The following is a 14,805-nucleotide window of genomic DNA, read 5'->3' as shown; positions in this document are numbered from 1 at the left end:
CAGCAAATGCACGATCTCAAGCCCATTGATACGCGCAGTGTAAAGGTACGTATTTTGCTCGGTTTAGGCGTGATCTCGTTGGTTGCAGCTGCATGGTTTTCTATAAGATGGCAGCTCGGGGACATGCTTGCAACCCTGACGCAGGAAACCGACCCGAATGTCGTTGAGATCGCCGAAGTCGCGGCTCGTTGGGCTCCCGCTAATCCGGCAGCATTTTCCCTAAAAGCTTCAGTCGCGGATGGACCAGCAGCGTCGATAGCGGACCTCGAAGACGCGGTACGCCGTAGCCCAAATGACCATCGCTGGCGAACAGAACTGGGCCGAGCATATGAGCAAGACGAAAGGTTGGCCGAGGCCGCTGTTCAATTAGAAAAAGCGGTGGAACTGGCGCCTTCGTACTCCTCAGCAAGATGGCATCTCGGAAATTTCTACCTTCGGCAGAACCAAACAGGTAAAGCACTTGCCGAATTAAAGATAGCCGCCGAAAACAGCATTAAATACCGGGAGCAGGTTTTCTCTCTGATTTGGGATTACTCGAACAAGGAAGCGGCCCAGATTGAGAGTCTTGCCGGGGAACGGCCAGACATGCGTGCGCGGTTGGCATATTTCTTTGCGGCACGCGGGCGTGCGGAAGAGGCTCTTTGGAACTGGAACCACCTCACCGAGGCTGATAAAGCCAAAAACACGGCGATTGCGCGTTCGATCGCACTCGGACTTTTCGATCAAAAACATTTCCCTGAATCGCTCGAATTCGCCCGTCAATACGGAGCCGAAACGGAGGCTCTTCCCGAAACTATTTCGAATGGCTCGTTTGAAAAAGCGATCGGTGAGAATGCGGATTCGCGTTTCGGATGGCAGACGCCGAGAAATGATCCAAAGTTTGATGCAGTTCCGGACAATCGCGTAAAACGGGACGGAAATCGAAGTTTGCGGTTGACGTTCAAGGGATTTAGCAAGCCGACTTTCGCTAACGTACTCCAAACCGTCGTAGTGGAACCGAACCGCAAATACCGCCTGCAATTCTGGGTGAGAACCGAAAATCTTAGGAGTGCAGGAATGCCTCTGATCGAGATAATAAACTCCAACGATGAAAAAATGATCGTGCGATCGCCGAAGGTTCCGACAGGAACGGCGGATTGGCAGCAGATCGTTGTTGAATTTTCGAGTCCCGCAAATTGCAGCGGGATCAGCGTTAGAACAATCCGCGAATTTTGCGGGGAAGACTGCCCGATCACAGGGATTCTCTGGTACGACGATTTCGCGCTAAGCAGACTGTAATATAATGTCGCGTCTGAACAAAATCGCTTATTTTCTGATCTGTGCGGTTGGTATTTTGACGACGCTTGCCTACGGCACGGTTCATCAACCGGTGATCGCATTGTTTTATCTGGTCACCGCAGCTCTTGCGCTCATTTTGATAGCTGATGCAGTGTTTAGCGGAGTAATGAAGGTCAGCCGCACCAGGCTGCAGATCCCATTGATTCTGCTGGGCGTTTATGCGCTCATACAGGTTGTTCCATTCGGTAGCTTGACGGCTCCTGCGGCCGTTTCTGGAACCTCTCGTACGCTTTCGATCGAGCCGTTTGCAACGCGGGTTGTAGCTCTTCATATTTTCGCTCTCTCCACGTTCTTTTTAGTAGCGTTGTCCGTTCTTGATTCCGCTGCAAGGGTACGGCGGTTCGTTTCTGTTCTGACTATCTTTGGTTTCGGATACGCATTCTTTGCGATTCTCCAGTCCGTGCTGAGTCCGGATAAGATCTTCGGGATCTATCAGCCAGCGGCTGGCGTACCGTTCGGTTCGTTCGTTAACCGGCATGATTTTGCGGCGATCATTGAAATGACGATAGCACTTCCACTAGGGCTAATATTTGCCGGCTCATTGAGGAGCGACAAACGGCTCTTGTACATTGTAGCGATAGCTTTGATGGGAGCGGCTCTTTTGCTCAGCGGTTCACGCGGCGGCCTAGTGGCTCTGATCGCTGAGATCATTCTTTTGATCATCCTGACGAGCAAGGCTCAGGGCACAAAGAACCTCGTTCTAAAAGCAGCACTTTCACTTGCACTCATTTTCGCTGCGGTTGCCGGAGCGGTCTTTGTTGGGGGAGACACATCCTTAACCAGATTCTCGGAGACGGCCGCCTCGGATGATGTTACATCCAGCCGTTCCCAAATCTGGAGCGTCACACTGAAGGTTATCGCGTCGAACTTGCCCTTTGGAGCCGGTTTGGGGGCGTTTCCGCAGGCATACACGGCGTACGACCCTTCAGGCGGATATGAGAGGGTGGAGCAGTCCCACAACGACTACCTCCAGATCGTGGCTGATGCCGGACTGGTCGGGGCTGTGATCGGAGGGCTATTTCTGTTTTGGTTTTTCCGCGAAGGCATAAGGAACGCGGCCGTTTCGAATCAATTTCGGCGTGGAACTGCGGTTGGCGCTTTTGCCGGATGCTTCGCGATCCTCGTTCACAGCCTCTTTGACTTCGTGCTCCACATTACCGCGGTATCCGTGATGTTTTTAACGCTGATGAGTATTCTGGTGGCTAGCGGACGCGATTATGACGACGATGTGGACGAATACGACACTCCAAAATCAAAACGCCGCCGCTCTGCAAGCGTGACGCCCATTCAGCAGAAGTTACGAGACTAGGCTGCGGCTTCCGTTCGAAAGAGCCTGCCGATCAACCTGAAGATCCACCAAATAACGCCGTGGACAACATAAACTCCGGCGATAGCGAGCAAAGCGTATTTTGAATAGAAAAAGATGAACATCGCCATAGCAGCGATCGCAAGTACAAGATAAAACCCTTGTCGGCCCGAGCCTGCGGTTTTCATGCTCGTGTAACGGATCGTCCCGACCATCAAGATCGAGAGTACGGCTACAAGACCCATCAGAGAGTAAGCGTAATAGGCAGAAGCGGGCTCGCCGAATGAGTTGAACGGAGTCGGCGAAAAATGTACGAGAGCTGCAAGCAGCCCACCGGCCGGTGGGATCGGAAGGCCGACGAATGCCTTCTTGTCGACCTTAACCGCACCTTCGATAAGTACGTGTGGCCGCGTAGCCTGCAGATTAAAGCGAGCCAGTCGGAACGCTCCGCACATAAGGTACGCGAATAGTAAAAATACTCCGAGATTGTATCCGAATGTTTGCTCTGGGAAGGAAGGAGCGATCGCCCACGCGTATATAAGAGCAGTAGGAGCGATACCAAACGTTAATACGTCGGCAAGTGAATCAAACTGAACCCCGATCTCAGTCGCCGTTCTTGTAGCCCGTGCCACACGTCCGTCGACAGTGTCAAAAAGGATAGCCAGGCCAATAGCAAGGCCCGCACTGTTGAAGTAGCTTGCTGCAAGCTCGGGGCTTATGGTCGCGGCTTGATACCCGCGGATCGACCATAAAACGGCCATATAACCCATTGCGACATTGGCTGCCGTGAAAAGGGTCGGGATAACGTAGAGGCCTTTTTTGATGCCGCGGTGAGGCGGCCGTGAATCTTCTTTTTCTTCCACAGGTTAGTTTTTCTCGCTGCCGACACGGGCGATGATCGTCTCGCCGCCTCGCACCCTGTCGCCGACGGTTACAGCTATCTCGACAGACGCAGGCATAAGGATGTCAGTTCGCGAACCGAACTTGATCAGGCCGAATTTCTGACCTCGTTCAAGATTATCACCTGCTTTTGGCCAACAGACAATTCGGCGGGCAAGAATTCCCGCAATTTGAGTGCAAGTAACGGTAACATTTTCGCCCTCGATGACGAGCGAGTTACGCTCATTCACAAGACTCGCCTCGTCTCGGGTTGCGGGCATTTTCTTGCCGGCTACGTAATTGATCTCTTTGACCTTTCCGGTAATTGGAGAGCGGTTGATATGCACGTCGAGAGGCGAAAGAAATACACTGACGAGTTTAGTGTCTTCGTTGGATTCGATCCGGGTCACGCGGCCATCCGCTGACGATATTATTAAACCGTCACCGGCCGGGATCTCACGTTTTGGATCCCGAAAGAAATACAGCATGAACAAAGCGAGGAGAATGAAGGCTACAGCTACCGGCCAAAACGACAACGCGCCAAAGATCACCGCCAGAACGACGGGGATCGCAATAAAAGGAATGCCCTCTTTAACCATAAAAAGCAATGCTCAATACTACACAATTCGACCGGATTACCGAAATCAGAAAAGAAAAAGCCCGGTGTCGGCAAACACCGGGCGAAGAGGAGGATCGTATGAAGAAACTTTAGCTTCTTACGGGAAAATCCTTTGCGTAACTGTAGGCACACCAAGCGGCAAATAAGTGGATAACCCATCCAAATAAACCCGCCGAACCGATCCACGAAAAACCGGTCAGTACTAGCCAAATTATTCCAATAATAATTCTTCCGTTATAAATCTGGCCGAGTCCGGGAATCAGTAAACTAAGAATGCCTGCTAACAAAGGTTCTCGCATATCACCAAAGTGCCTCCGTTTGAATATACGCCCCAAATTGTCGTTTAGTTTCAAAAATGTACCAGAAAAGCCGGACTTAATGGGTACAGAAACACCAACGTGAAAAAGGGCCTAAGTAGAGGATGACCTTGGTTTGCTGCTGATCGTTCCAAAATAGCATTAGTTCCGTGGAATATGGCATACCGCCAACGGCTTAGCCAGAGACTTTCTCGATACTTCGGCGAATATTTGCCGGTCCGGTTAGGATAAGCTTTATGAGGGCCGATTGGCGATTAGTGTTGGTTTTTGAGAATACCCGTTTCAGGTGGGTTCGACCCGTGTTGCTGCTGATGGACATCTCCTCACACGCTTCCGCAAAAGACATTCCTTCGGCGAGCTTATGCGCTAGTTTTGCCTCGGCGGGAGTCAGGCCGTAAATCTCTATCAGCAGTTCTGCGACATCGACCGTTTTTGCTTCGGGATCGGTTACAAAGATGATCGCGAGGCGATCTGAGCCGATAGTGCGGAAACCTTCGTTGGTGAAAGGCGAGATCATTAATTCGAGTGCCCGCGATCCGCCCGGACGCTCAACCGTAACAACACCCCCGAAACGATCAAACTCATGAGTTTGACGGTCGAATATCTGGGCGATCAGCCTATGAAAGGTTCGGTCATTTGTCGATGCCTCGAGGACTCCTTTACCGTCGAGCTTGAGTCCATCTCCTTTCATCAGCATTTCTGAGGCTCGAGCGTTAACAAATACTGGTTTCCGATGACTGTCTACAACCAGAACGCCTTGCGGTATCCGGTCGAAAGCATCCGAAATTACCTGGTTGTGACGGTGAACCTCCAGCAGATTAAAGTACAACTTAAATGATCGGGCGAGGTGCGGCATCAGATACGTCATCGCAAGCAATTCGCTCTGCGAGAAATTGGATCTGCGGTCTGGCCGGGAAAATGATACGCCGGCGTATGATTCAGCATGATGAAGGAAAACCCGCGATTCCAAATGAAAAACACCCTGACGGCGATAGAAATCCTGATAGATCTGAAGTTTGCGAAAGGTCTTATCGTCGATAATTTCTTGCCGATTAAACCGTTCTCCCGGCCGAAGGGCAACGATGCCCGGACGAAGCGGACTCTGGTGCTGGTAGTAGTTTGAATACTCGTCAAGGAATGTCTGCTCTATCGTGCCTTCCAAGACCGAGAATGAATTATTTCTCTGATCGAACGCCGCGAATCCGCCAGGTCCTGAACCGAAAAGGTCTGCCATTTCGTTATAAACATCGATCCACGACCCTGGAGCGGTATGTTGAGTTATGTCATACATTAAGCCGACTATCTTGAAGATACTCTGTTCGGATATTTTGGGCATACAGCCACCACGAAACTCTCAAATCGATTTCGAGCTTCTGAGCAATATATACTAATGCGAAAATGAGTGTGGGAGAAACTTTGGAATCTCTATATTCCTCTACTTCCCCATTTGTGTCGTCACCCAAATGGGTGACGCTTTGTATTTGTTAGCGAATTGATGAATTTAGACGGCCGATCCTCTGAAAGACAAAAATCGAGAATTCTAGTGTCCAGCAAAGCTGTGGAGAAGGTACTGCGTCCCAAAAAAGATCGCGACGCCGGCAAAGACCGAGATCGAGACCAGCGGGTTTTTGCCGGCGTGGTGGTTTACTTCCGGGATGAGGTCGCTGGCGGCTACGTAGAGAGTTACTCCTCCTGCGAGTGGGAGAGCGTAGGCGACGGCGTTTTCGGCGTAGGATCCGACCAGGAAGAACAGCATAACGCCGCTCAGCGTGGTCAATCCCACGAGGCTCGTTGCGATCATGACTTGCTTAAATCCTTTGCCGGCCGCCATCACCATTGAACCAATAGTGAATCCTTCAGGAAATTTATGGAGAAAGACCGCGATGAAGACCAACAGCCCAACCTGCAGATCGATCTGTGAGGCGGCAGCGATCGAGACTCCGTCAAAAAAGGTGTGGATCAATAGGCCCGTGATGGCTGTGTAGGCGGTTTTTGGAGATATCAATTCGTGATTATGCTCGTCGCAATGCATCTCACCGCCGAGATGGAAATGCGGGGCTATCGTGTGTTCAAAAAACTGCGTGAGCATGTACCCCGCTAAAAGCAGCAGCATCGGCAGGTAGAGACTGCCGTCGCCCTTCTTTTGCCAAATATTTATTGTTTCCGGCACGATCTCGATGAACGTGACCGCCAGCATGAAGCCGGCTCCAAGAGCAAGGAGATATTTCAGGAACCTTTTATAAAATCCGTGAAGGCTTGATGGAAATAGGATCAGCCCCCCAAACACATTTGCGCACGCTGCGAGCAGCCCGAATATCAGGAGTTGGATGGCTAGTTGGCTCATTACAATTTTCTCAGGCCTCCAATATCCTATCCCACCCAAAAGCTTAAATACAAAAGGGACCGAGTTTCGTTCCGATCAATAGAAACCCGCTTAAATAGATGATTAAGAATGATTAAGAAATATTCTCTTGACAATGCCCGAAATATAGGCATAAAATGCTTGAGTATTTGCTTAAAGCCGGTTTAAAACCCGGAGCCAAAACGGAAAATCTAAAATACTTGTTTAAGGGCTTAAGCACTGGACATCGTCGCAGTGTAGGGGATTTCTACGCAAAAATTTTCGGACGCTACCGTCGGTCAGTAGTAGGTCGACCTCAGATCTTTGAATATGTCTCAGGCTGAAACGGAAAGCATTCACCAGTCAGTCCTGCTCGATGAGTGTGTCGCTATTCTCAACGCGGAGGAAGGTGGACTTTTTGTTGACGCTACGCTCGGGCTCGGGGGCCACAGCGAAGGCATCCTTAGTGTCTCGGAAACTTCGCGAGTAATTGGTATCGATCAGGACAAGGAAGCGTTAAGTCTTGCAGTTGAAAGGTTAACGCGATTCGGGACGAGATTTTTGCCGGTCCAGTCAAATTTCGCGTCAATCGCCAACGTGGTAAATACTTCCAAACTCGGCGAGCCTGACGGCATCCTCGCCGACCTTGGAGTTTCGTCACTACAGCTTGATAGCGACAGTCGTGGTTTTAGTTTTCGCTTCGACGCCCCGCTCGACATGCGGATGGATCAGGACTCGGATGATGAGACAGCGGCGGAATTGATCGATCGGTTGAGTCACGAGGAATTGGCGAACATTATTTACAACTTCGGCGAAGAACGGGCGTCGCGAAAGATCGCTCGCTGGATAATTGAAAAACGCGACGCAGGCACGCCGATAACGACGACATTTGAGCTAGCTGAACTTGTCAGAAGGGCAGTAAAGACAAACCCGAAAGACCGGACGCACCCGGCAACGCGAACATTCCAAGCTCTGAGGATCGCTGTAAACCACGAGCTTGATATTTTGAAACAGTTTATCTTCGACTCCGTCGAAGTATTGAAAACAAACGGCGTTCTCGCGATCATCACCTTTCACTCGCTTGAGGACAGGATAGTGAAACACGCGTTTCAGCTCTTGGCGGGGAAATGCCAGTGCCCACCGAGAATCCCGCAATGTATATGCGGTGCGGCGAAAAAGGTTGAGATCCTAACGAGGAAGCCGATCTTGCCGTCAGAGTTTGAAATGGAAAGAAATTCGCGCTCACGCAGTGCAAAACTTCGAGCGTGCCGTAAGTTAGAGAATTAGTAAGCCCGTGCCCCGGAGGATCCAATGATCAAGAGAAACGAAAAACAGCCACTTTCAGCCAAACGAACAAGTTCAACCAAGAGATTTACGACCTATGGACTCATATTGGTCAGTACGTTGACGCTCGCGAGCGGCTTTTTCTTTGCAGCAACGCAGCATTTTTCTTCGATGGATTACGGGATGAAGAACTCCCGGCTCCGAAAGCAGATAGATCAGCTTGAGGCCGAAAAACGCCGCCTGCTGTTGGCGAAAGAAGTGTCGATGTCGCCGAATGAGATCAAGAAAGCGGCAAAAAAGGCAGGGTTATTTGATCCAATGGCGGATCCTGCTCTCTCCCAGACTGCTGAGCCGGTACAGGCGAAAGCAGTTCCGGCTCCCTCCAAGAATGATCAGCCACTCATCGTTAAAACGGCGTCTGTAGCAGCTACTGCAAAACCCATTACAACCTCATTCAATAAGTCCGATAAAACGGGGAAGGAAGCCAAGAGAAATGTTTCCACCGAATAGGTGTCTTTCGTCCACTGAGTAATAGCGGCAAACGATTCCCAGGTTTTTGACGAAAATGAACATTACACGGCGTCCGAAAAAAAGAAATATGAAGCAGGTGGCCTACACGAGATTCATGCTCGTCGTGGCCTTTTTTGTCTTGTGGATAGGCGGCATCAGCGTAAGGCTTGTTCACTTGCAGGTCACCCAGCATTCATGGCTGCGGGAGAAAGCTCAGGACATGAGGCAAAACGTAAGCCAAACTCAAATGCTTCGCGGTACTATCTACGACCGAAACAGCCGCGCATTAGCTATGAGCCTTCGAGTGAAGACCCTTTACGCCGATCCAACGGAGATGGCTGATACAAGTGCTGCAGCGGAATCTATTGCTAAAGTCCTAAAATTGGACGCAGGACAACTTGCGGCCCAGCTTCAGCAGGCGAAAGAGTCTAAAAAACGATATGTTCCGATCGCCAAGAAACTTGATGAGGAAGTTTCACAGAAATTAAACAAATCTTTCGATTCCGCCGACATCAGAAAAGCTGATCTCCCCAAATTTGCTGGACTGCACTGGAGAGATGAGCAGAAACGCTCGTATCCGCTACAGTCGATCGCGGCCCATGTTGTTGGTTTTAGTAATGATCAGGACGATGGCGTTGCAGGGATCGAGCAATCTCAGGACGACATCCTACACGGTAAACTGATCAGAAGTCTCCAGGAACGTGACCGCCTTGGGCGTGTTTATGACGAGGAAGTTGCTGAGCGCGAAGCTCCGGGCGATGTCTATTTGACGATCGACTATGCCTTGCAGTACATGGTCGAGCAGGAACTGGAAAAAGGGGTACGCGAAGCTGACGCGAAATCGGGGATCGCGGTAGTTATTAACCCAAAGACCGGGGAGATACTTGCCCTCGCGAACTATCCAACATTCGATCCGAACACGATCACGCCGAAAACCTCAGGACATTTGGTTAATAACGCCGTTCAATCAGCGTACACGCTGGGATCTGTCTTCAAACTAGTTACTTATAGCTCGGGACTCGAGAAAAAGCTCTTTAATCCAAATGACATGATCAGTGCCGGTAACGGGACGATCGATGTCGCCAATCACATTTTTACTGATTCACACGGCGTCGGAACCGTTTCGTATTCGCAGGCTCTCGCTCACTCGAGTAATGTGTGTGCGATCAAAACTGCTCTGAGTGTCGGCAAAGAGGATTTCTTTGGAATGGTCCAAAAGATGGGTTTTGGAGCGAAGACCGGGATCGAACTTCCGGCGGAAACGGCAGGACTTTTGAAGCCAACCGACAAGTGGAATGGAGACTCACTTGCATCCATGGCGATAGGCTATGAAATTGGAGTGTCTCCGTTGCAAATGGCCAGTGCTTTTGCGACGATAGCAAACAACGGAATACGCGTTCAACCGCGGATCATAAAGGCGATCAAATCGCCTGGCGGTGAAGTGAGAGAGTTGCCGCAACCTCAACAAACGCAGGTAGTTACGCCGGAGACGTCGCGTAATATGCGGACGATGTTGAAGCAGGTCGTGCTGACGGGGACCGGAAAAAGGGCTCAATTAAACGGCTATACCGCCGCTGGCAAAACTGGAACAGCGTGGAAGGTAAACTCAAAGTCAAATAGGGTAGATTCGAGCCGTTATATGTCTACTTTTGTAGGCATGGCCCCGGCGGACGATCCGGAGATTGTCGTCGCGGTGATCATGGACGAACCAAAGAACGGTGCTCGCGATGGCGGAATGGTTTCGGCTCCCGTATTTCGAGAGATCGCTCAGCAGCTTTTACACGAATTGAAGGTTCCAACTGACGCTCCGATCAAACAGGAAAACCTGATCGCTTCGGATAATATTCCTGAACTACCGTTGAAAGATACTGTCGCGAAGAAAACACCTGAAACGAAGAGTGACGCAGGCGTGCCGAAAAAAGGCAGATCAGGCTCCCGCTGAAAAAGAAAAGCCAAAGGACCTGAAGAAATCTAAAGATAAGAAAATACCCGAGAAGAGCAGATTAACGGCGAATCTATTTCGCAGGATCGAGTTCGCGGAATTGATCGGAAGGATAGAACTTGAAACTTGAGACCGCCATCGATTATATGAATGCCGCTGCGGCCGCACTCGACCCCGCTTTGCTGAACAGCGAAGTGGGTTCTTTTGCTATCGACTCTCGTGAGGTGCAGCCGGGCGATGTGTTCTTTGCACTATCCCAGCCAGAGTATCGCGACAATGGATTTAATGGCGATTTTGAGGATTCTACTAAATATGCTGCTTCGGCACTCGAAAAAGGAGCAGTGGCGTGTGTAGTTCGTCAGGACAGGTTTGAAGAGCACAGAGCCGAATTAGACTCGTTGCAGGACCGGTTGATATTCGTTGACGATGTGATCGCCGCGTTTCAATCGCTTGCTCATGGTATTTACCTCGAATGGGACAAGCCAGTGGTCGCCATTACCGGAAGTGCGGGAAAAACGACTGCAAAAGAGTTGACAGCTCATGTTCTGTCCTCAAGCGGCCGGAGAGTACTTAGGAATATTAAGAACTACAACAACGGTCTCGGGCATCCCTTGACTGTTGTAAAGCTTGCGGCAGACAAAAGCTATGATGTTGCTGTTCTCGAAATGGGTATGTCGACCCCACTGAACGAGATCGCACGGCTTTGTCGAATTACGCCGCCGGATATCGCCGTTGAATTGAATGTTTTGCCGGTTCACATCGAACATCTCGGAACGATCGAAAGAATTGCACAAGCCAAAGCCGAACTGGTCGAAGGCATGAAAGAAGGCGGTATAGCGGTTTTGAACGCGGATGATCCGCGTGTTGCAGCGATGAGTTCGCTTAGTAAGGGCAAGGTAGTTACTTACGGAATTGAAAACGTCGCGGATGTTCGGGCAGAGAATATAGCGTTTGAGCGTTTTGGTGAGACTAGATTCACGCTTGTCGTGAGAGGTGAGCAAGCGGATGTCGTGTTTCCGCTTAACGGCAAGCACAACATCCTGAATGCTTTAGCAGCATCAGCGGTTGCTCTCAGTTTAGGGATGAGCGTTAGCGAGATTGCCGACAGTTTGCAATCGGTCGAGGCTCCGCCGCAACGTGGCGAGGTTCTTCATTTTGCCGCTGGATTTACGGTCATCAATGACTCATACAATTCGAATCCGGATGCTCTGATGTCGATGGTTGAGACTTTGGTCGATGGAGCGGGAATGCGGCGAAAGATCGTGGTCGCCGGTGAAATGCTTGAACTCGGGCAGGACGCTCAACGTCTTCACTCCGAGACGGGGGAGAGGATCGCTAACAAAGGCGTTGATGTTTTGATCGGAGTTCGCGGCCTCGCGAGCGAGATGATCGATGGGGCGACAGTCGCGGGGCTCGCTGACGTTAGGTTTGCGGTGGATTCGGAAACAGCCGGCGACCTGTTGGTCGAGATCGTAACTGCGGGCGATGTGATTTTGGTCAAGGGGTCGCGTGGGGTGCGGACTGAGAAAGTTATTGAGAAGCTGCTCACGAAATTTGAATTGGAGGATGTGGCCACGGCGGCCGGGTAATGCTTTATTACTTCTTATATCAATTCATTTTCCAGCAGTATGGGAAAAATAGTGAGTCCTATATTTTCAAAGGGCTCAACGTTATTCAATATGTCACTTTTCGCACCGCTCTGGCTGCGATCACCTCGCTATTGATCTCGCTCCTATTGGGTGGCAAGGTCATTCGCAAGCTCGCTGACCTGAAATTCGGCCAGGAGATCCGCGAAGAAGGGCCGGCGTCGCATCAGGAAAAGCGCGGAACGCCGACAATGGGCGGCGTTTTGATCATCGGCTCGGTCTTTTTGTCGACGATCCTATGGGCACGGCCGGACAGCCTTTATTTGTGGATCGCTTTGGGAGCTACGACGTTATTTGCTGCGGTTGGCTTTGCGGATGACTGGATAAAGATCGTCAAGAAACGAAGCCTCGGGCTGACTGGGCGGCAGAAGCTTGCGGGGCAATTGATAACCGCCTTGCTCGTTTGGGGCGTTTTGTGGGCTTGGGGAAATTACCCGTGGAATTTGAGTATCCCCTTTATTAAAGCGACGGCAGAAGCCAATCAGGCACTGAGCATAAGTTGGGTCGGGCCGATAATCTATTTCTTTTTTATCGCGTTCATCTTACTTGGCTCGTCAAATGCCGTTAATCTGACAGACGGCCTCGATGGCCTTGCGATCAGCGTTACCTTCATTGCGATGTCCGCGTTAACTGGACTGACCTATATTGCAAGCGATGCTCGTTGGGCTGAAAGGTTAGACATAACGCACAATCCCGCGTCCGCTGAATTAACCGTATTTTGCGGGGCAATGGTCGGGGCGAGTCTCGGATTTCTCTGGTACAACGCTCCGCCCGCTGAGGTCTTTATGGGAGACGTCGGGTCGCTTGCGATCGGCGGTGCTCTCGGAACAGTTGCAATCCTGACCAAACAGGAATTTCTCCTCCCGTTCATCGGCGGTGTTTTCATTATTGAGGCACTGTCTGTGATGCTGCAGGTTTCGGTGTTCAAGTTGACGAAACGCGGCGGTCAGCCCGGTCGGCGCATATTCAAAATGACGCCGCTGCACCACCATTTTGAGATGACCGGCTGGAAGGAGCCGAAGATCGTCTTTAGGTTTGTGATCGTGGCAATTTTGTTTGCTTTGTTGAGTCTTACGACTTTGAAGTTGAGGTAAGGAATTTCAACGCAAAGTCGCGAAGGGGCAAAGACGCGAAGGTTAGGAATTTGGATCGTGTCGCGAAAGTCATGAATGTTTCATAGCTATTGAGTTCTTCCTTTGCGTCTTTGCCTCTTAGCGACTTCGCGTTAAAAAATTTCTAAAAATGATCATCGAAGGCAAAAAAGCATTGGTTCTTGGAGCAGGGAAGTCGGGTATCGAGGCCGCGAAATTCCTGGCTGCCCGCGGTGCCGTAGTTGCTTTGCATGATCGAAAACCGGTCGAAGAATGGTCGGAAGCGGCGAGGTCTTTGAAAGATTCACACAATGTTGGGCTGATGGGCGGAGATATTCCTTCGTGGCTGCTTGATCAGATCGATCTCGTGGTTATCTCGCCCGGCGTGCCCACGAATACGATCCCAGCGAGATATGTCGATCGTAAAGACGGCGAAGTTATCGGCGAGGTCGAACTCGCATACCGCTTCCTGAAAGGCCGCGTCGTCGGTATCACCGGTTCCAACGGCAAAACAACGACAACGGCTCTTATCGGTGAACTTCTCGCCAATTCGGGTATTGAAACGCAGGTCGGCGGCAATATAGGAACACCGCTGCTGAGTTTGACGGCAACATCGAGCGAGGACGGATGGACGGTCGCGGAGCTCTCGAGCTTTCAGCTAGAGACTATAAAGGATTTTCGCCCGAACGTCGGCATCTGCCTTAACGTCACGCCGAATCACTTAGATCGCTACGAGTCGTTCCATGATTACGCATTGGCCAAGCATCGCCTGTTCATGAATCAAACCGCCGAGGATGTCGCGATCCTGAATGCAGACGATGAGATCACCGCGAGCTGGGTAAAAGGTTTGAATGCGAATGTTGTCTTGTTCAGCGTAAAAACCGCGCTTGAGGAAGGTTTGTTTCTACGCGGCGAAGATCTGATCTGCCGGGCGAATGGAAAGGAAAAGGTTTTGACCACGCGAGGCGAGATATTTCTTCGCGGACTGCACAATGTAGAGAATGTCCTGGCCGCATTTGCTGCGGGGCTTGCATGCGGTGCGTCGCCGGAATCGATGCGTGAGACGGTTGCCAATTTCAAAGGCGTTGAGCATCGGATCGAGTTTGTTGCTGAGATCAATGGCGTTAGATTCTACAACGATTCGAAAGCAACTTCGGTCGATGCTACGTCAAAAGCTCTTGAAGCACTGAGCGCTGGTGAAGGCAAAACAATTCTTATCCTCGGCGGACGAGGAAAGAACGCTCCATATGCACCGCTGATTCCGCTGATCGAATCGTCTGTTAGATCGCTGGTTTTGATCGGCGAGGACGCGGACAATATCGAATCGCAATTAAACGGCGTCGCACCGATTTTGAGGGCTGATTCGATGGATGACGCGGTAGCGAAAGGATTTGAGACAGCGGAAGCTGGAGATGCCGTTTTGCTCGCTCCGGCGTGTGCGAGTTTTGATATGTTCAAAAGCTATGAGGAACGCGGAAGTGTTTTTAAGGCGGCGGTGAGGCAGAAGCTTGAAGCCGGTAGCCGGTAGCCGG

At 50.8% G+C, this 14,805-nt stretch carries 12 protein-coding genes; 8 read left to right on the top strand and 4 right to left on the bottom strand.

Features of this window, described 5'->3' with window-relative positions:
• The first annotated feature begins 6 nt into the window (after positions 1-6).
• Positions 7-1,278 carry a hypothetical protein gene (locus IPG22_22450; protein ID MBK6591031.1) on the top strand — a complete coding sequence of 424 codons (1,272 nt, stop codon included), beginning with the start codon at positions 7-9 and terminating at the stop codon, positions 1,276-1,278.
• 4 nt (positions 1,279-1,282) lie between these two features.
• Positions 1,283-2,647, top strand: a complete 1,365-nt coding sequence (locus IPG22_22445; protein MBK6591030.1) for an O-antigen ligase family protein — start codon at positions 1,283-1,285, stop codon at positions 2,645-2,647.
• Here the strand turns inward: IPG22_22445 and IPG22_22440 are convergent.
• The 4 genes from IPG22_22440 to IPG22_22425 all read right to left on the bottom strand — a co-directional run bounded on the left by IPG22_22440 (position 2,644) and on the right by IPG22_22425 (position 6,803).
• Positions 2,644-3,507 (bottom strand): CDP-alcohol phosphatidyltransferase family protein, encoded by an 864-nt coding sequence (locus tag IPG22_22440; protein ID MBK6591029.1) that lies wholly within the window; start codon positions 3,505-3,507, stop codon positions 2,644-2,646. The two genes, IPG22_22445 and IPG22_22440, sit on opposite strands and share 4 nt — an antisense overlap.
• Before the next feature lie 3 nt (positions 3,508-3,510).
• A complete protein-coding gene (locus tag IPG22_22435; GenBank protein MBK6591028.1) occupies positions 3,511-4,122 on the bottom strand; it encodes a phosphatidylserine decarboxylase family protein in 612 nt (203 codons plus the stop codon).
• A gap of 512 nt (positions 4,123-4,634) precedes the next feature.
• Entirely contained in the window at positions 4,635-5,795 is a 1,161-nt protein-coding gene (locus tag IPG22_22430; GenBank protein MBK6591027.1) for a helix-turn-helix transcriptional regulator, read from the bottom strand.
• Between the two features lie 204 nt (positions 5,796-5,999).
• Positions 6,000-6,803, bottom strand: coding sequence for a ZIP family metal transporter (locus tag IPG22_22425; protein ID MBK6591026.1), 804 nt, complete (start codon positions 6,801-6,803; stop codon positions 6,000-6,002).
• Positions 6,804-7,130: 327 nt separating this feature from the next.
• Between IPG22_22425 and rsmH the strand changes: the two genes are divergently transcribed.
• From rsmH to murD, 6 genes are all read left to right on the top strand, one after another.
• The gene (gene rsmH / locus IPG22_22420; protein MBK6591025.1) at positions 7,131-8,087 is read left to right on the top strand and encodes a 16S rRNA (cytosine(1402)-N(4))-methyltransferase RsmH; all 957 of its coding nucleotides are present in this window, start codon (positions 7,131-7,133) and stop codon (positions 8,085-8,087) included.
• Between the two features lie 24 nt (positions 8,088-8,111).
• On the top strand, positions 8,112-8,594 hold the full coding sequence (locus IPG22_22415) for a hypothetical protein (protein ID MBK6591024.1): 483 nt from the start codon (positions 8,112-8,114) through the stop codon (positions 8,592-8,594).
• A gap of 88 nt (positions 8,595-8,682) precedes the next feature.
• Positions 8,683-10,536, top strand: coding sequence for a penicillin-binding protein 2 (locus IPG22_22410; protein MBK6591023.1), 1,854 nt, complete (start codon positions 8,683-8,685; stop codon positions 10,534-10,536).
• A gap of 119 nt (positions 10,537-10,655) precedes the next feature.
• Complete coding sequence (gene murF, locus IPG22_22405; GenBank protein MBK6591022.1) at positions 10,656-12,125, top strand: UDP-N-acetylmuramoyl-tripeptide--D-alanyl-D-alanine ligase; 1,470 nt, start codon at positions 10,656-10,658, stop codon at positions 12,123-12,125.
• Positions 12,125-13,276, top strand: a complete 1,152-nt coding sequence (locus tag IPG22_22400) for a phospho-N-acetylmuramoyl-pentapeptide-transferase (protein ID MBK6591021.1) — start codon at positions 12,125-12,127, stop codon at positions 13,274-13,276. The genes murF and IPG22_22400 overlap by 1 nt, the downstream gene beginning before the upstream one ends.
• Before the next feature lie 148 nt (positions 13,277-13,424).
• The gene (gene murD, locus IPG22_22395; GenBank protein MBK6591020.1) at positions 13,425-14,801 is read left to right on the top strand and encodes a UDP-N-acetylmuramoyl-L-alanine--D-glutamate ligase; all 1,377 of its coding nucleotides are present in this window, start codon (positions 13,425-13,427) and stop codon (positions 14,799-14,801) included.
• The last annotated feature ends 4 nt before the right edge of the window (positions 14,802-14,805 follow it).

This window comes from Acidobacteriota bacterium (genome assembly GCA_016703965.1).
Taxonomy (GTDB): domain Bacteria; phylum Acidobacteriota; class Blastocatellia; order Pyrinomonadales; family Pyrinomonadaceae; genus OLB17.
This window is presented reverse-complemented; position numbering and strand designations above follow the sequence as displayed.